Source organism: Prochlorococcus sp. MIT 1341 (assembly GCF_034092415.1).
Taxonomy (GTDB): domain Bacteria; phylum Cyanobacteriota; class Cyanobacteriia; order PCC-6307; family Cyanobiaceae; genus AG-363-P08.
The window spans coordinates 1,919,854-1,937,096 of sequence record NZ_CP139304.1 but is presented as its reverse complement, the minus strand read 5'-3'; the positions used below and the strand labels follow the sequence as shown (position 1 = coordinate 1,937,096).

21 protein-coding genes are annotated in these 17,243 nt (G+C 43.4%); 7 read left to right on the top strand and 14 right to left on the bottom strand.

Translation table 11 applies throughout. The features are described from left to right. The first annotated feature begins 110 nt into the window (after nucleotides 1-110). A complete protein-coding gene (locus tag SOI84_RS09990; protein WP_320674369.1) occupies nucleotides 111-731 on the top strand; it encodes a TIGR04282 family arsenosugar biosynthesis glycosyltransferase in 621 nt (206 codons plus the stop codon). Beyond that, entirely contained in the window at nucleotides 719-1,432 is a 714-nt protein-coding gene (locus tag SOI84_RS09985; protein WP_320674368.1) for a TIGR04283 family arsenosugar biosynthesis glycosyltransferase, read from the top strand. Before SOI84_RS09990 ends, SOI84_RS09985 begins: the two co-directional genes overlap by 13 nt. Before the next feature lie 46 nt (nucleotides 1,433-1,478). Here SOI84_RS09985 and SOI84_RS09980 read toward each other — a convergent pair whose 3' ends face one another. From SOI84_RS09980 to hisG, 3 genes are read right to left on the bottom strand one after another with little or no spacing between them, the layout of a single operon-like run. After that, on the bottom strand, nucleotides 1,479-1,985 hold the full coding sequence (locus SOI84_RS09980) for a GNAT family N-acetyltransferase (RefSeq protein WP_320674367.1): 507 nt from the start codon (nucleotides 1,983-1,985) through the stop codon (nucleotides 1,479-1,481). Between the two features lie 60 nt (nucleotides 1,986-2,045). Further along, nucleotides 2,046-3,845 (bottom strand): ABC transporter ATP-binding protein, encoded by a 1,800-nt coding sequence (locus SOI84_RS09975; RefSeq protein WP_320674366.1) that lies wholly within the window; start codon nucleotides 3,843-3,845, stop codon nucleotides 2,046-2,048. A 25-nt stretch (nucleotides 3,846-3,870) separates the two neighbouring features. Beyond that, complete coding sequence (gene hisG, locus SOI84_RS09970; protein ID WP_320674365.1) at nucleotides 3,871-4,497, bottom strand: ATP phosphoribosyltransferase; 627 nt, start codon at nucleotides 4,495-4,497, stop codon at nucleotides 3,871-3,873. Between the two features lie 29 nt (nucleotides 4,498-4,526). On the opposite strand from hisG, the gene gloB reads away from it, so the two are divergent. From gloB to SOI84_RS09955, 3 genes are all read left to right on the top strand, one after another. Continuing rightward, a complete protein-coding gene (gloB, locus tag SOI84_RS09965) occupies nucleotides 4,527-5,309 on the top strand; it encodes a hydroxyacylglutathione hydrolase (RefSeq protein ID WP_320674364.1) in 783 nt (260 codons plus the stop codon). 91 nt (nucleotides 5,310-5,400) lie between these two features. Further along, on the top strand, nucleotides 5,401-5,811 hold the full coding sequence (locus SOI84_RS09960) for a Rid family detoxifying hydrolase (RefSeq protein ID WP_320674363.1): 411 nt from the start codon (nucleotides 5,401-5,403) through the stop codon (nucleotides 5,809-5,811). Nucleotides 5,812-5,942: 131 nt separating this feature from the next. Further along, nucleotides 5,943-6,191, top strand: a complete 249-nt coding sequence (locus SOI84_RS09955; protein WP_320674362.1) for a DUF3136 domain-containing protein — start codon at nucleotides 5,943-5,945, stop codon at nucleotides 6,189-6,191. A 22-nt stretch (nucleotides 6,192-6,213) separates the two neighbouring features. Here the strand turns inward: SOI84_RS09955 and cbbX are convergent, their stop codons facing one another. The 10 genes from cbbX to SOI84_RS09905 form a co-directional block, all read right to left on the bottom strand. Beyond that, complete coding sequence (gene cbbX / locus SOI84_RS09950; RefSeq protein ID WP_320674361.1) at nucleotides 6,214-7,125, bottom strand: CbbX protein; 912 nt, start codon at nucleotides 7,123-7,125, stop codon at nucleotides 6,214-6,216. Continuing rightward, nucleotides 7,109-7,360 (bottom strand): 4a-hydroxytetrahydrobiopterin dehydratase, encoded by a 252-nt coding sequence (locus tag SOI84_RS09945; RefSeq protein ID WP_320674360.1) that lies wholly within the window; start codon nucleotides 7,358-7,360, stop codon nucleotides 7,109-7,111. Before SOI84_RS09945 ends, cbbX begins: the two co-directional genes overlap by 17 nt. An 87-nt stretch (nucleotides 7,361-7,447) precedes the next feature. Beyond that, nucleotides 7,448-7,984: a BMC domain-containing protein gene (locus SOI84_RS09940; RefSeq protein ID WP_320674358.1), complete on the bottom strand. Its 537-nt coding sequence runs from the start codon at nucleotides 7,982-7,984 to the stop codon at nucleotides 7,448-7,450. A gap of 47 nt (nucleotides 7,985-8,031) precedes the next feature. Beyond that, the gene (locus tag SOI84_RS09935) at nucleotides 8,032-8,283 is read right to left on the bottom strand and encodes a carboxysome peptide B (RefSeq protein WP_320674357.1); all 252 of its coding nucleotides are present in this window, start codon (nucleotides 8,281-8,283) and stop codon (nucleotides 8,032-8,034) included. Between the two features lie 3 nt (nucleotides 8,284-8,286). Next, a complete protein-coding gene (locus SOI84_RS09930; protein WP_320674356.1) occupies nucleotides 8,287-8,565 on the bottom strand; it encodes a carboxysome peptide A in 279 nt (92 codons plus the stop codon). Nucleotide 8,566: 1 nt separating this feature from the next. Continuing rightward, entirely contained in the window at nucleotides 8,567-10,102 is a 1,536-nt protein-coding gene (locus SOI84_RS09925) for a carboxysome shell carbonic anhydrase (protein ID WP_320674355.1), read from the bottom strand. A 7-nt stretch (nucleotides 10,103-10,109) separates the two neighbouring features. After that, nucleotides 10,110-12,473 carry a CsoS2 family carboxysome shell protein gene (locus tag SOI84_RS09920; RefSeq protein WP_320674354.1) on the bottom strand — a complete coding sequence of 788 codons (2,364 nt, stop codon included), beginning with the start codon at nucleotides 12,471-12,473 and terminating at the stop codon, nucleotides 10,110-10,112. Between the two features lie 103 nt (nucleotides 12,474-12,576). Further along, entirely contained in the window at nucleotides 12,577-12,918 is a 342-nt protein-coding gene (locus SOI84_RS09915) for a ribulose bisphosphate carboxylase small subunit (protein ID WP_320674353.1), read from the bottom strand. A 105-nt stretch (nucleotides 12,919-13,023) separates the two neighbouring features. Continuing rightward, nucleotides 13,024-14,436 (bottom strand): form I ribulose bisphosphate carboxylase large subunit, encoded by a 1,413-nt coding sequence (locus tag SOI84_RS09910; protein ID WP_320674352.1) that lies wholly within the window; start codon nucleotides 14,434-14,436, stop codon nucleotides 13,024-13,026. Nucleotides 14,437-14,509: 73 nt separating this feature from the next. Then, nucleotides 14,510-14,821 (bottom strand): BMC domain-containing protein, encoded by a 312-nt coding sequence (locus tag SOI84_RS09905; RefSeq protein ID WP_320674351.1) that lies wholly within the window; start codon nucleotides 14,819-14,821, stop codon nucleotides 14,510-14,512. Between the two features lie 343 nt (nucleotides 14,822-15,164). Between SOI84_RS09905 and rdgB the strand changes: the two genes are divergently transcribed. After that, nucleotides 15,165-15,746, top strand: a complete 582-nt coding sequence (gene rdgB / locus SOI84_RS09900) for an RdgB/HAM1 family non-canonical purine NTP pyrophosphatase (RefSeq protein WP_320674350.1) — start codon at nucleotides 15,165-15,167, stop codon at nucleotides 15,744-15,746. Between the two features lie 13 nt (nucleotides 15,747-15,759). On the opposite strand, the gene SOI84_RS09895 is transcribed toward rdgB, so the two are convergent. Continuing rightward, nucleotides 15,760-16,527 (bottom strand): BMC domain-containing protein, encoded by a 768-nt coding sequence (locus SOI84_RS09895; protein WP_320674349.1) that lies wholly within the window; start codon nucleotides 16,525-16,527, stop codon nucleotides 15,760-15,762. A 111-nt stretch (nucleotides 16,528-16,638) separates the two neighbouring features. Between SOI84_RS09895 and SOI84_RS09890 the strand changes: the two genes are divergently transcribed. Continuing rightward, nucleotides 16,639-17,010, top strand: coding sequence for a hypothetical protein (locus SOI84_RS09890; protein ID WP_320674348.1), 372 nt, complete (start codon nucleotides 16,639-16,641; stop codon nucleotides 17,008-17,010). Nucleotides 17,011-17,243: the final 233 nt, after the last annotated feature.

The following is a 17,243-nucleotide window of genomic DNA, read 5'->3' as shown; positions in this document are numbered from 1 at the left end:
AAAAAGATGAATACAGCGAAATCAAAACCCTTCTTGCCGAGCTGCAACGAAGAGTTACCTAAAAGCATTTTTAAGGGGAGTCCATGACACAAGGTCCGGTGCTCATTGTCATGGCAAAGTGGCCTGCCGCCGGCAGGTGCAAGAGCCGTCTTTCAAAGAGTGTTGGCAAAAAACGTGCTGCCAAAATTCAGGAAAGACTCCTTAATCACACTTTGGTCGTGACCAAACACCTCGCTGCAAAAGGCTTGATTGAACTTCAGCTATCGATCTCAGGCTTAGGTCCAAAAGCTGCCAAGCGTTGGGGAATCGACAAAGGCCTCTCTAAAGTCACTCTTCAAGGGCAAGGCTCTCTAGGAACCCGAATGAGGAAACAAATAATCCATGCTCAAAAGAAACATCTAGGCCCAAACACAAAAGGTAGACCAATAATTGTTATTGGTTCCGACTTGCCAAATCTTTGCCATTTTGATTTATTAAAGGCTCTAGAAAATTTAACCCAAAATGACATCGTAATTGGGCCTTCCAAAGACGGTGGATACTGGCTATTAGGTCTTTCAGAAGGATTATCTAACCCTGTACCAACGTGGCCCTTCTCGGGAATTTCTTGGGGAACGAATGCGGTCCTAAAACAAACACTTTCAAAAGCTCATAAAGCAAACAAACAAACCTTTTTGCTTGGATCAAAGAATGATTTGGACACTTTTCAGGACCTGCTTCCATGGAGAGGATAGACAAATACAAAGGGCTAAGTATCATTATCCCCACAAAGAATGAGGCCCAAACACTTCCCTTACTTCTTGCAGATCTAAAAATATGGCCTCTTCCTATTGAAATAGTTGTAGTAGATAGTGGAAGCTCAGATTCAACCTGTCTAATTGCAAAACTTTCAGGAGCAAAAGTCCTGAAAACAGATAGACCTTGCCGTGGACTTCAACTAAATCTCGGAGCTAGCGTATCGTCCGGAAATTCACTTCTTTTTCTACATGCTGATAGCAGGCTCTCAACAAAATGGCCAGATGTAGTCAAAAATGCCATGAATGGTTTACACAAAAACCCCGAAGCTTGGTTCTTCGAGTTTCGAGTTAACAAACATGGACTTGATATGCGATTGATGGAAATTATGGTTTCCATACGAAGCAATCTTTTTAAGCAACCATACGGGGATCAAGGTTTATTAATCAGCAAGTCTCTTTATAACTTTTCTGGTGGTTACAAGCCAATGGAGTTAATGGAGGATCTTGAATTTATTGAGCGCCTTGCAGGCAAGGTAAAGCTCAAAAGTCTAAATTTACCGCTATATACCAACGGACGACGCTGGGAAAGAAATCATGCGATTTTGGTGGCACTAAAAAACTTTTCACTTCGACAAAGATGGAGAAAAGGTGAGTCCTCAGCAAGTATTTTCAGAGAATACTATAATCAAAAAAGATAAAAATATAAATATAATTTTCACCTACCAAATATCTCACCATAAATTATTAATTGGCATACCAAAACGCACATCTTCTGCCTTTCGGCTCTAAAGTCCAGCCCTGACGCAAGTAAAAATCTACGACACCTGGGTCTGCAAATAGTGTGACCCTTTGAACACGCATTGTACGTAAAAGCTCTAGCACATATTTCATTAGTTCTTTTCCAAGCCCGGAGCCTTGCCAAACAGGATGGACAACTACATCCCAAACTGTTGCTTCTAGAACACCATCGCCTGTACAACGAGCAAAGCCTACTAATCGAGGAATGCTTGGATCATGACTCCAAAGACCAATAGTTAGAAGACTATTCTCGAGAGCTCTTTTTACAAGCCTCTGGGGGCGCCTACTCCAACCAACAGACGCAAGCAATTGTTCAAGCTCAATCAAGTCTAACGGTCGTGATTGACTGAAAACAAAGGTAGCTTCCCCATGCGAGGAAGGGCAAAGTCGAGCATCCTTTCCATAAAGCTCCTCCATAAGTGGAGTACTTAATAACCAGGGACTAATCCCCATAGCCGTTTTGATGCGATTTGAACATGACTGACCAAAAGAAAACAAGAAATTTCTAAGGGCTCAAAGTTTCGCAAGTCCCTTCTCTTGAAGCTCCGCTAATTGAGCATAAAGCCCGCCTTGCTCCAACAACTCTTGATGACTTCCCTCCTCAACAAGTTGGCCTCTGCTTAAAACAAAAATCCTGTCAGCCGCTTCAACAGTTGCCAAACGATGAGCAATCACAAGTGCGGTTCTTCGTTCTAGAAGACGCTCTAGATCACGTTGAAGAGTAGCTTCGGTAGAAGGATCCATAAATGCGGTGGCTTCATCCATGACCAACACCTTTGGATTCCGAATCGCAACCCTTGCTACAGAAAACAATTGTCTTTCACCCGAAGAAAGATTTCCACCTCGCTCTCTCAATTCAGTATCCAATCCTTTTGGCAGCTTCTTTAAAAGGGAATCCAACCCAAGTTCATTACAAATCCGAGTTAATTCTTTATTATTTATATTTGAATCAAGCCTTAAATTATCTGCAACATTCCCACTAAATAAAAAGGTATCCTGAAGAACTACACCCAACTTAGCCCGTAAATCTTTTAAAGGTATTGACCTTATATCTTTACCATCCAAAAATATTCGTCCTGATTGAGGTTCATACAATCTACAAAGCAACCTGATTATTGTTGTCTTTCCAGAACCCGTTGGCCCAACCAAGGCAACATGCTGGCCAGGTAAAATATGAAAACTAAGGTTTTTAATAATCAACTCATCTGGTCTATAGAAAAAGCTAACATCTTCAAAAATAATCTCTCCCTGTTTTCGAGAGTTATTAGAGACTTCATACTTCTCATTTACCAGATTCTGGCTACTACAATCTTCAATTTCAAGAGGTTTTTCCAATAGTTCTCCAATTCTCTCTACTGCTGTTAACCCTCCTTGGATTTGTGTAAAGCGTTCTGCCAATTGACGCAATGGTTCAAAAAGTCGTTGTGCGTAAAGTATAAAAGTAGCAAGAGTACCTAACCCCATAGCCCCAGAAGAAGCCAAGAGGCCTCCAATATATAAAACCATTGCTACAGCAGCTAAAGCTACCCATTCAATAAAGGCTGATATACTACTGTCATAAAAAATAGTTCCATTAACTGCATTTCTATAAGCATTCCCTGTATGTAAAAACTGCTTACCATTTACTACTTCTCTTCGGAACATTTGAACAACCTCTAAGCCCTGAAGATTCTCCTGAAAATTTGCATTTAACTGAGACAATTCTTCCCTAACCCGATAATTAGCTTTTCTATAACGCCTCTGAAGCCAAATAATCATCCACACAACAGGAACTTGCGTAAATAACAATAAAGAACCAAGTCTCCAATCAATTAAGATCATTGTCACTGCAATAACAATCAGACTGACCAAATCAGCAAGAACACCTACTGCTCCACTGCCAAAGACCTCTGCCAACGCATCTACATCACTTGTCAGTCTTGTAAGCAACTTTCCCACAGGCATTCGCTCATGAAAGCGTAAAGACAATGCCATGGAATGAGAGAATAATTCATCTCGAATTCGAGCCGTAAGTCTCTGGCCTACCGACTGAATATGAAACGTCTGATAACCCTGTAGGAGCAATCTCAGAACAACCGAAATAAACAAAGAAAATATCAAAAGCCTTATAGCTGATGACATCTCAAGGCCCTCAATCCATGGTGCAGTTTGTTCTCCTCGAAGCGTACTAATAGCTTGGCCTACTAGCAAAGGCTGTATCGCACCAGCTATCGCAACCGGAAATAAAACCACCAAAATAATAAGAATTCTTTTGCGATCTTTTCGCAAATATCTTCCTAAGCGTTTAATTCGCTGAATATCAGAAAAAACCATCTGGTTAGGGACAGTGCTTTGAGAGCTAAGTTCGCATTAAATCCACAACTTCCTGAAGCGGTCCTCTATCCAAACGCAAGGAAAGAGGATGGCCCACTAAGCGAGCTGTGGAATGGAACAGATCTTCAATTGAAACTAAGCCATTATCACGAAGTGTTCTCCCTGTCGCGACAAGATCAACTATCGCCTCAGCAATCCCTGTTATTGGGCCAAGTTCCACAGACCCTGTCAAGTGGACCAATTCAACGGGTAAATCAAGTGAATCAAAGAATTCTCTTGCACAATTTGTGAATTTACTTGCAACCCTGCAATGGGGAGGTAAATCAGCGGCTTGCTTATAAGCACTATTTTCCTTTACTGCCACCGACATTCTGCACCCTCCAAAGCCAAGATCAACTAAATGAGCAATAGGCATCTGATGTTCCCTAAGCACGTCGTAACCCACTACACCCAACTGAGCTTGGCCATATGCGACATAGACTGGCACATCACCATTTCGAACCAATAGAGCTCGCGCTTTCCCGCACTTTGAGCGGACCATCAGCTGACGATTGTCTGGTTCAAGGACATCAGAAAAATCAAGCCCAGCCTTGGAGAATCTCTCTACCGAGTCCTTCAACAAAGCTCCCTTAGCAAGTGCAACTGTGATCATGTACTAATTTGAAAGACGTTTAGTTGAAAATGTCAAACCCAACTTTGGACATTCTTACCGAAGAAGGCCCTTCTTCGGTCAATCCCATTCCAGTTCTAAATGACAACATCATTTGGGTATGGACAGTAGGTAAAAAAGCCGTAGTAATTGACCCTGCAATAGCAAATCCCGTAGAGGACTGGCTGGAACAAAGGAACTATGTACTAACAGCAATTTTGCAAACCCATCACCACTCAGATCATATCGGTGGAACCAAGGACTTGATGAACCAATGGCCTGAAGCCGAAGTAATAGCCTCAGCAGCAGATATTAGCCGAATCCCCTTCCAAACGATTTCTGTAAATGATGGAGATCAAATATCACTTCTTAATAACGATGTAAAAGTAATAGAAGTTTCAGGCCACACTAGAGCTCATTTGGCATATTTTCTTCCCGCTAAAGCTTCTTCCAACTTACCTCCAGTGCTCTTTTGCGGAGACACTCTCTTTGGTGCAGGTTGTGGTCGACTCTTTGAAGGTTCTGCTAAAGAAATGTTTTTAGCTTTGAAGCGTCTAGGGTCTCTTCCTGAAGAAACAGAGGTCTATTGCGCGCACGAATATACAGAAGAGAACCTTCGATGGGCTACATCTCTATATCCCAACGACGAACCCATAAAGAAAAGATTAGAGCTAGTAAAAAAACTTCGAAAGAACGGAAATTTAAGCCTACCCAGCAAGATCTCATTAGAAAAAGAAACAAACTTGTTCTTGCGTGCCCAAAATATTGAAGAATTTACACAACTAAGGCTCCATAAGGACACTTGGAAGGACTAGGGATATAAATCAATAATAACTTTAAAAACAAATTAATTTTGAGGAGATTGCATCTACAAGCGATGATGCTCTTTTAATAAAAAATCAACCTATGTCAAATAAACTTGTCAAGGCTATCTCTACTGATTCAGCTCCTCCGCCAGTTGGACCATACAACCAAGCTGTTATAGCGGGAGACTGGCTCTTTTGTTCAGGACAAATTGCCCTTAACCCCATATCGGGTGAGATGGTAGGCAATGGAGAAATCGAAGCTGAAACCCGCCAAGTCCTAAAGAATCTTTTGGCTGTACTAAAAGAAGCAGGGGCTGAAACTTCACAAGTTATAAAAGCAACTATCTATCTAGCTGATCTAAGCGATTTTACTCAGGTCAATTCTCTTTATGGAGAGGTGTTTGGAGAGGGCATTAGCCCTGCAAGAGCATGCGTAGAGGTTTCAGCCTTGCCCAAAAATGCCCGTGTTGAAATTGAGTGCATAGCGTTTCTAGGAGCAAAATCACAATAAAAAAGACCATTAATCACCTTGAAACCTCAAAAAAATAACTGCCTGATCACAAAAAAGAAACTTTTTAATAAAACAAATTCTCCAAGAAGACCCCATGATTGTCTAAATTAAGTCTTGAACTGCGACGGATCATGGGCGTAGCCAAGCTAACCATCGGAGAACTTGAGGCTGGCTATCCCCTCTACTGCAAGGCCCTGAGAAGACTTCTTCAAGAAGGAAGGAGCAGTAAAGAGATTCAACGTACGGTGTGTTGGGGCCATCTAGAAACCCTCAACAGATGTCTTCCTGGCAGATATAAGGCACCCTCATACCTAATGGTCCTTATAAAAAGAGATCTAGAAGAAGAAGAAGAGGCTAAAAAAGCAAATCAAACCAATTAAACCTAAGAATCTTTTTGACCCATTAAGACTCTTCAAGCTGAGGCAAGCGGACATCACGTTCTATTTCTCCTTTAAAAACCCTGCTGGCCAATACGTCAGCCGATTCAATAGTCATCAAATCTTCTTTGGTTAAAAGCTCCCCCATACGAGAAAAAAGTCGATTCGCCTGTCTCAACCTTGCTCGATCAAGCGCATTACGAATTGAGCGGGCATTTGCAAAAAAGGGTAGTTCTCTGCGCCTTTCTATATATTCCTCAAAAGAAGAATGTGCCTCATCACTAAAGAAATAATTTTGCTGGTCTAAAAGAAGAAGAGCAATTCTCATCAACTCATCATTACTATAATCAGGGAAATCAATATGATGAGACACCCTTGACGAGAGACCAGGGTTGCATTTATAGAAATCATTCATTTGTTCACGGTAACCAGCAAAGATCACTACAAACTCAATAGATTTAAGTTCCATACTTTGGAGCAGAATCTCAATAGATTCCGCTCCAAAATCCCTCTCATTACCAGGCTTATAAAGATAATAAGCTTCATCAATAAATAAAACACCGCCCTTCGCTCTCTTGATCATTTCCCTTGTCTTTGGGGCTGTATGACCAACATATTGGCCCACTAAATCATCCCTTGTAGCGGTAACGATATGCCCCCTACTCAAATAACCCAATCGATGTAGGACCTGAGAAATCCTTCTAGCAACAGTTGTCTTACCTGTACCAGGATGACCAGTAAAAGACATATGCAAGCCAGGAGTTGTACTTGAAAGACTTAATTTTTTTCTTGCTTGGTCAACCAACAACAAAGCAGCAATTTCTTTTATCTTGGTTTTAACTGGACTTAAGCCAACTAAATCTTCATCCAAACTGGCAAGAGCATGTTCAATGCCTGAATCCGCAAAAGATGCAGAAAGATCAATTGAAGAGTCCATCAATATCTGAAGCGAATTTGTAGTCTTTGCTAGTTAAATCAGCTCCTTCTTCTTCACTCTCGGGACGCAAAGTGATGTTTACATATGTTTTCCCAAAACTAATATCAGGAAAGATGCCAGAAGCTTCACTCAGCTCTCCTAATTGATCTAAAAAGTCTCTCGTCAAGCCATAGCTATCAAAATCAAAACGCCTCTCAAGACGATTTGGTCGGTTGCGGTGCTGCCAATTATCCATACAGACATCCTGGAATAAAATCCAACCTAAATCAAATTCAGAAAAGATACCAAAATTCTAAGCCCAAAAATATAGAAATCAGAGCCTTCAAAGACGACGTTCAGATCCTGATCCCTTTAATGCAGGTTCTACTTCCTCATCAGGGCGAGCAATAATATGCGCTGCCACAAGTCCGTCTCCTACACGTTCACAAGCATCAGCACCTGCTCGAACCGATGCATTCACTGCTCCCGTTTCGCCACGAACCATCACTGAAACATAACCTCCTCCAACAAATTCTTTTGAAATAAGAACAACCTCTGCAGCTTTCGTCATTGCATCAGCTGCTTCAATAGCAGGAACCATTCCTCTGGTTTCAATCATGCCAAGAGCAATACCTCTATTAAAAGAATTAGAAGATGTTGACATTTCCCCTCCTCCAAGTAAGGCATCTCCACCTTTGCTAGCCCCACTCAAAGGCTTTTGTGAATCAGAAGAACCTCTTTTAGAGGTTCTTTTGGTTTTGCTTTCTTTATTAGCTACTTGTGTTGTTTCACCACTAGAGCCGCTTGCTAACGGCACAGGAGATACGTCAACCGTTTGACTTGAAGCCTTCTCAAAAGAGGAAGATGATGAATTAGTCATGAAATGAGATCTATGAAAATCAAGGGGTATGGAATGCAAAACAACATCTATCCATCCGGACTCCAATGATCAATAATTCCCTCAATAGTTAAATCCGTTTGAGTAGAGGAATCAGGACAAGCAAAACGTGCGGCAGTACCAGTAGCTGTAAAAACCCAATTACCCTCTCTTGCACCTACAGGGTCAACTGCCACTAAAAGCTTTCCCTTGTTATTTCGAATTATCCTAAGATGCATATGATTAATTCCTGGTACACGTTGTGTACATACCAACCGACCGATAACTTGCATTATTTCCATCGATTAAGCACCACCATTTGAGGAAGTAGCATTGGGTGAATCAGGGTCCCAATAATCAATAATTCCAATGATTGTTAGATCACTTGGATAAGACTTACTTCCAGCAGCTTCTCGAGCAGCTGAACTTCCAACACAAATAACCCAGTCATCGGGCTTACAACCTACTGCGTCAACAGCAACCTTTTGAGAACTACCATCAAGGACTACTTGAAGGTGCTTATGCTCAAGACCAGGAATCCTATTTGTAGAGACAAGTGGCTTGAGAACTTTACAAATCAACATTTCAATGAGCCTCCTTAAGTGAAGGATCGAGTGATGACCCTACAGGTTCTGCAGGAGACTTTTCATCTCGATCACGAATAGTAAGAAAAGTGTGAAGTAATCCTTCGTCTACCAGGTCTCGATAACGAGCTGAGATCGCCTCATCTACCCTACGACAATCTGCCATTGCACGGTCACGAGCCCCTGGAACTGTTCCTGAATAATCAAATCGGATAACTACAGGGATTGGGAGATCGCGAGAGACATTTAAACCTTTGAAGATTTTAATGCCAACATCTAGGTCAGGAGAGCCTTCCTCAACCGTATCAAGGTGGGAGAAGTAAGTAAGGTTTCGAAGATGAACCTCCTTAAAACCAATCCCTACTCCAATAAACTTTTCTGCATGACCCGCGTCAGGATAATGTCCACCATGATTTTGACGAACATAGTCAATCTGAGAAATATTATTTGCAATTAACCGGGCAATAAAAGCAACCATTCCTTCATCAGGTCGAGTCTTCGCACTCTCCTGTACTCGTCTTGTAATTTCATCCAAGGCAAGGTCCGCAGACATGGATTGCGTTTCTCTGTAGATCTCGGAAGTACAAATCCAATTATCCAGATCGATAGTCGTGTCAAAAGACGGTACATGCACCCGAATTGCATCGGTATCAGTATCAAGTCCTATCAAAAGAAGATCTACGGAAGCACCGCAACAAAAACTATTCTCTATAGCCTTGCGAAAACCCAATAAGCGATTAAGCCCTTCGGCTGCCGCCACAGAATCATTACTTCCGTGTGCTGCACAACCCTGATGGAGGGGATCTAGAGAACTAAAATGATAGGTAACAACCTTTAAATACCTAGTAGGTGCCGTAGCAGGGGTAGGAAGATTTTCTCTGTAGCGTTGATGTTCTGTCTTTACCCACCTATTAACAGTTTGCTCTATATCAAAAAGCGCGCCAGCGTGAGACCGACGGCGAACCGCGCTAAATGGGATACGTAAAACATAAGCCACTGAATGGGCTAAACGCCCATCAGAGCAAGGGGTTATATCCAGAAGATGAAAGCCACAGTCATTCAAAAAAGACTGAAAAGCCTTTGCCTCATTGCTTTTTTCTGCTCCATGCAAAGGGTCTGAGTTGAAAAAACTATTGCTCGTCTCTTGATGAGTCTGAAAAACGCACCAAGCAAAAAGAGCTCTCATGTTCAAAGGAGAAACCCAAGCTTTTTCAAGGACATGAGTTGGCAATTCAAAGCCCAGTTCAGAAGCAGTTAATTTTTGGGCCCGAGAAACAAAATCCTCCTCATGCTGTAGTGAAGATATCTTCATAAGCAAAGGGACAATCCTTTCGAATCTCCCTTTTACCTGAGATTCATATGCCTGAAGATGTTTGTTGGCTTTCTCATCAGTTAAGGGGTGCTGGCCACTAGAATTATCCCTTAGAAAGCCATCGAAAGATACCTCACTCTCTTGAATAGAAAGATACCTCTTCCTCGGAGCAGTGGGTCCTTTGACACCCTCAGCACTGTTGGCCAAGTTGCGGCGGTAGGCCATCAGTTAATTAACCTCTCGCTCCGCCAGAGAAAGTAACAAGTTGTCCATCGCGTGTGTTTCCACTAGAACCAGTGATCAAAAAATCTGGCTGAGAGATCTCTTCATTCCTCTTAATCTGAGCAGCAGGCATTGCACTTGTTGCTCCAGGTCTTGTTGGGTTACGACGACGAGCAGAGGCACCTTCGGTACCTGTAACTCTTTCGCCACGAGCCCAATCGTCTCCGGTGATATTTAAGCCAGCAGATTGTCCTTCTCCTGTAATCCTAGAGGTTGGCCTAGCACCATCTTTCTCAATTAAATCACCTTCAACAGGCACAGATTTAAATTGGCGTTTAGTCCCGTCAAAACGGAACTGTTCAGTACCAGTGACTTTTTCAGGAGCCATCGCAAATGGACCTGTAATAGTAGAGCTGTTTTCATAGCTGGTTCCTGTAACACCAGAAACCATCTCACGCTGAACCTGGGCAGCTTTAGCCGGTGATTGCACACTGAATTTAGTTCCAAAATCACTCACCTCTGAAATACTCTGGTGCTCTGCAGTCCCAGAAGGAGAGTTTTGACCACAAGCTTGTATTAGCTGATCTACTCCCACATAAGGTGTGCCTGTCAAAGATTCACAAGCACCTTTATGGGCTCCTGTCATTACACCGCCAACCCCAGGCTGTTGACCAGTCATACGAGCACCAGGGGTACCCAATCTTTTAGGCGTACGCTGTTGAACTTCCTGAACAGCGTGAGTATCACACCTTTGAGAAACTTGTTCTATCCCTGCGTAAGGAGTACCTGTAATAGCCTTACAAGTTCCAGGCTCATCACCTGTAACAAGATCAGATCGGCCTGTAAGAGTACCACTAACAAACTGAGACTTATTAGTAAGGCTTAATCCAACTTTCGCGGCCTCACGGTCAGGTTTCCCTCCACAGAAGGATTCGTACTGCTGCAATCCTACGTATTCATCTCCAGTTACTCGCTTACAACTACCAGGTTCATTCCCTGTAACAGATTCTGATCTTGCGACATTAGTCCCTGTCACTCCCGCACCGCCAAGTGTGTTGAAAGAACCAACTTTTTCAGCAGGTCTACCATCAGGCAGTGGATCAGCTCCTAAATATTGGTCACCAGTAAGTCCCTTGTTTGACCCAGCCTCATCACCTGTAACCTTTTCAGAGCGGCCAACCATCACTCCGCTCACCTTCCTTCCATCAAGGGTAAGGCTATGGCCTACTTTTCGAGGGGAGGCCTGTACTCCTCCACAAAATCTTTGCGATTGATTTGCTGAAATATATTCGGTGCCCGTAAGACTCTTGCATGTGCCAGGTTCATCCCCAGTAACTTTTTCAGAACGACCTACTTCATTTCCAGTGACCCTATTGCCATGAGTAGTATTAGTAACTCCAACCTTTGAAGGTTGACTAGGAAAAGGACCCGATTGACAGAACGTATCGAAAACTTCTGACCCTAAGTATTGAGTACCAGTAACTGATCTACAAGTACTGGCCTCATTACCAGTAGTTTTTGGAGAACGGTTGGCTTGAGTGCCAGTTACCAATTGACCGGAGGTGGTTTCACTTAACCCAACTTTCCAATGAGCATCTGCAGAAGCAGCTTGTTTTGACCCATTCTTATTAGGTCCACAAGGACGACAAACCCCAGAACGTTGTTTACCAGTGGCACCACTCTTACTACGTAATTCACGTACTCTTTGTGAAAGCTCACGGCTAGTAAGATCAGGATCACCTTGACGGGCAACTGACGCTGCAGAAGTAGGCTGTTTCCCTGCTTTTTTTCCGTGCTTAGACTGAGCTTCACGACGTGCTAATACAAGTGCTCGACTAGTATTCTGAATTGCTCTACGCTTTGGACTAGTCCTACGTTCAGCACTTATTTTGTTCAACTTTGGTGCTCTAGCAGAGTCACTCATAGAGGGTGCAAACCCTGAGGGTTTTCTATCAGTTAAGTCAGAAGCATCTTTCTTTAAATCATTACTAGCAGTCGTTTTACTATGAGAAGTAGACATTGCCCTCTCAACATCTACACGTGTACGATCTTTACTTTTATCTGCGGATTTTCCTCTTTGAGAGAGTGCTTGACGGCGTGCTAAAACTAAATCTCTACTTGGGCGACTTATAGTCTTGGGCTTTCTAGTAACCGCCCTTGACGGATAAGAGGATGAAGTTATGGAGTAAGCCTCATCGGCGGATTTCGTATTCGAAGATTTGACAAAGGACGTATTAGTTCTTGTAGTACGTGCATCGGCAGATGTTCGAATTCGATTGGCTCCAGAACCACTCGTAGATGAGGATTTCTTCCCTGTCTCACTAAGAGCCTTGCGGCGCTCAAGTGCCAATTCACGACTTGATTGTTTTGCCATGTCCGCCCAAAAGAAACGTCTTAATTAAAGAAGGAGGAAACTCCCTCCAAGGAAAATGAATAGCCTCATAATTTCGAGGCTATTCCTTAAATACGGAAGGCTCTTAACGACCTTCAAATACAACGAACGCTGTTCCCTGACTTTGGGTATAGGCGTCGTAACCGACCATACGAACATGGTGATCAGGGTATGCGCGATGGCAAGCTTCCAGCTCGCTAATAACCACATTCAGATCCTTCTCGCCAAAGAAGGGCAACTTCCAATAAGACCAGTAGGTCTGCATAGAACCACTTGGGTGAACGTGTTCAATGACAGGGCTCCATCCCTGAGCAATGATGTAAGCAATTTGATCGTAAATTTCATCCTGGGACATCGGCGGTAAGAAGCCGAATGTTTCCAGGGTGGCGACTGTTTGGTAGTCACCAACTGTGCTCTGGAAAGGCATGGTGAACCTGGGATTGTGAGTGTATAAAACCGATGTTTCAAATCGGCGCTGTGATTTAGTAAAGAAAATGGAGGAGACATTGTGACCCCTCCTTTTTCTCGACTACTACTGAACGTCTAGTTTGTCGACCGTGTCGAACTCAAACTTGATCTCCTTCCAAGTCTCAAGAGCAATAGCCAACTCAGGACTATGTTTGGCTGCTTCCATGAGGATGTCGCGACTTTCTTTTTCAATCTCACGACCTGCATTACGTGCCTTAACGCAAGCTTCAAGTGCTACGCGATTAGCAGCGGCTCCAGCAGCAGATCCCCATGGGTGTCCATGGGTACCACCACCAAACTGGAGGCAAGAGTCGTCGCCAAAGATTGCGAGCAATGCTGGCATGTGCCAAACATGAATACCACCAGAGGCAACAGCGAATACTCCAGGCATAGAACCCCAATCCTGGTCAAAGAAGTTTCCGCGAGTACGGTCTTCAGGAACAAAAGATTCACGTAGGTTGTCTATGAATCCAAGGGTGGTCTGACGATCACCTTCTAGTTTTCCGACAACTGTTCCAGTATGGAGCTGATCACCACCAGATAAACGCAAACATTTAGCAAGTACCCGGAAGTGAATGCCATGCTTTGGATGGCGGTCAATAACCGCATGCATTGCCCTATGTATGTGGAGCAGCATGCCATTCTTGCGGCACCAGTTAGCTAAACCTGTATTAGCCGTAAAGCCACCAGTGATGTAATCATGCATGATGATTGGCATATCGAGCTCTTTGGCAAACTCGGCGCGCTCATACATCTCCTCAGGAGTAGTTGCTGTGCAGTTAAGGTAATGACCTTTAACCTCACCTGTCTCCTGCTGAGCAAGCTTTACAGCCTCAGCAACAAATTCAAAACGCTCCCTCCATCGTTGGAAAGGCTGTGAGTTGATGTTTTCATCATCCTTAGTCAGGTCAAGACCACCACGGAGACATTCATAAACAACTCGGCCATAGTTTTTACCTGAAAGCCCAAGCTTTGGCTTAATAGTGCAACCAAGCAAAGGTCGCCCATACTTGTTTAAACGATCTCGCTCAACGACTATGCCGTTAGGAGGACCTCCACAGGTCTTAATGAAGGCCATTGGGAAGCGAATATCCTCAAGACGAAGATGACGCAAAGCTTTAAAACCAAAAACGTTGCCAACTAAAGAAGTCAGGACGTTTGTAATTGAACCTTCTTCAAAAAGGTCTAGTGGATATGCAACAAATGCATAAAAAGACTCACTGTCGCCAGGTACGTCTTCGATTCTGTAGCAACGACCCTTATAAAATTCAAGGTCGGTTAGGAGCTCAGACCAAACAGTGGACCAAGTTCCTGTTGAAGATTCGGCAGCTACAGCAGCAGCTACTTCTTCTCTTGGGACACCTTCTTGACCAGTGACCTTAAAACAGGCCAAAAGGTCGGTGTCTAGGGGGGCATAATCGGGAGTCCAGTAGGTGTCTCTGTACTCCTTAACGCCAGCATCATACTTTTTGCTCATTAGATAACTCCTTTAGATCGATGTAAGGATTGAAATAGAGCGGCCCTTCCTTTTAAGGGAACCGCATCAAGTCTCAGGCCTTTTGACCAAGGAAATTGCCATTACCCAGAGCTGGCTCAACTTCGCGATGAGGACGCGCGATGATGTGAGCAGCTACTAAACCGTCGCCAACGCGCTCACATGCATCAGCACCAGCACGTACAGCTGCGTTAACAGCACCAGTCTCGCCGCGAACTAATACTGTGACGTAACCGCCACCAACAAACTCACGACCAATAAGACGCACTTCGGCAGCCTTGGTCATGGCGTCAGCAGCTTCAATTGCTGGTACAAGGCCGCGTGTCTCGATCATGCCGAGAGCGATGCCCATTGTTTCGTTAGCCATTGCCTAACTCAGTAAGGGGTGGAATGTTCGCAATGAACAATGCTCTGAATGACACCAATGCGTCAAGTGATTTGAGCACATAAGTCGATTACCGTATTTAAGGCTTCTGATAAGCCTGTCTTATCACCCTTGGTAATACTGATGCGAAGAGCTGTTGGTTTTTGTGTGAGGGAGTCCAAATATTCCGTTGCATTAAGCAATTTTCATCTTATTTTCTCAATCGAGACAGGCCCAAGGCATTGCCAAGGGGTGGAATGTTCAACCAAACCTGTCTCAAGAAATTCAAAAACAAGCTCCATAACCTTCAAAGATTAAGAATGTTCCGGCAAATGATGATTTTGTTTTGACAAAGCCTCTGATCACTATTGCTAGCGGCAACGACAAGAAGGTTGCAGAAATAAAAGCAATGCTTGGTCCATTGCCTATAGATGTTCAAATACAACCCAGAAATATTGAGATCGAAGAAACTGGTTCAAGCTATTTAGAGAATGCCCTTTTAAAAGCTAAAGAAATAGCAAGCATTACAAATACCTGGACAATCGCTGATGATTCTGGCCTTGAAGTAGATGCACTAGATGGAAAACCAGGCATTTATTCAGCAAGATATGCACAATCTAATGATGAGAAAATTAAGAAGATTCTCCATGCTCTATCCAACACCCCATACAGAAGTGCTCGATTTCACAGCGTGATGGTTCTCTGCAATCCCAAAGGTAATACTATTAAGGACTCTGAAGGTATCTGCTGGGGAGAGATCCTTAGGGAGCCAGCATATCCGGGTGGCGAATTCGAATCAATTTTTTGGGTACGTGAAGCACAATGCACATATGGCGAGTTAAGTAATGAACAACTAACCCGACTAGGAAGTAGAGGCAAGGCCGCCCGAGTAATTGCTCCTTTTTTGCGAAATGAATTTCACATATAAGCCAGCAGGACAGCTATCCAATCTGGTCAATGGCTCTCATCGCTGCTGCTGCCGCCTCCTCAACATCTCCTTCTTTCCCTGCGAGAGTTAGTCGTCCAAAAGCACCAACTCCCTTAACGTCCACAACAGTGATATTCGAAGCTTTTTCAGCCTCATTAGCTGCATAAAGAACATATCCGGCAGGTTCTGTCTCCAAGATGAACATACTCATGCCTGACTGAATCATCGAGCCTCTCCGGTTCTGACGATTTATCAACACAGCATGATCAGGTGTAATTGCTCGAATCACCTCAGTCCAACTGACTTCAGGCTTAGTACGTCGATCAATCGAACTCCCTATCGCATCAAGTACGACATCACCAGAATGCAAAACAGTGCTCTGATCTCGATGATAGAGAGCTAAAGACCCAAAAGCCCTCTCAACAATCATTTGTCCAAGACGAACGTTGCTAGCCTTCAGCGCAATATCAGTAACCCTATGAACTGCCATCCCTGGAGACACCTCCATCCAGAGGCATGCATCACCAGGAATAGGGAGAAATCCTTGACTCACTGTCCCCATATAGGCAGCAAGCTGAGGTTGAAGAGAATCTAGAAAAACATACGTACGCAATTCAATTTGCTGAACATTGCTGTTCTGTCTAGCGACACGAGACGTTTCTGAATCTGTAGTAATTACACAGCTAGCCCCAGAGGAGTGAGCTTGAACATCACTTCCGGTAATCAGCGGACTACCTTGTGGTCGCCGCTCACGAATATCAAAGCTGGCGAAACTGTTCATGGCGCGGATAATACTGGACAGATTGTCAATCTCCAAAAAAAATTGAAATTGCTATAGGGCTTGCAACGTTTTAAAGAGCCGATAACTTCAAGTGAAATGGGGGGAAAATCAATGGCTCATTCCAAGGGTAATTCTTCAGGCTCAACAAGCCTTTCCAGCGAACTTAATGCCGAGCAAGCACTTGGTTTAATAGGACTGGGACTAATGCAAAAAATATCGAAAAACGATCTGAATCAATGGAGTTGGTCAGAAGCTGAAGAGGTAGGAAAAGCTGATTTATCTGTATTACGCCAAAGGCTAGAACTCACCGCATTAGCAATAGATACAGGAGCCCCATTAAGCACCGCAGAGGTTTCACAACTTCTAGGAGCCAAACCAGGTTCCTCGAAAACACAAAGAGGTGGCTTGATTGCAAAAAGAATCAGTCGAAATGTCTGGAAGCTTTTGCGTTCAGAGCAAGATAGCTCCCATTGGCGTAACTAAAAGAAGTGTTAGGACCTACTAAAGCCACTTAAACCAAATTAAGCAGAGAAAACACTGTTTTTATACATTAGGCAAGCTCACCACTTGAGCTGCCAGGAATCTCTAATAATTCGATTTCTTATTTAACTGCTCCACTAAACAGCCTTGAATTGTCAGTGAATTACCACATTTAGCAATAAATAAGGGCTCAATCCCAAAGAGTTTTGGTTGCTAAGGCTTATTTACTATTTATC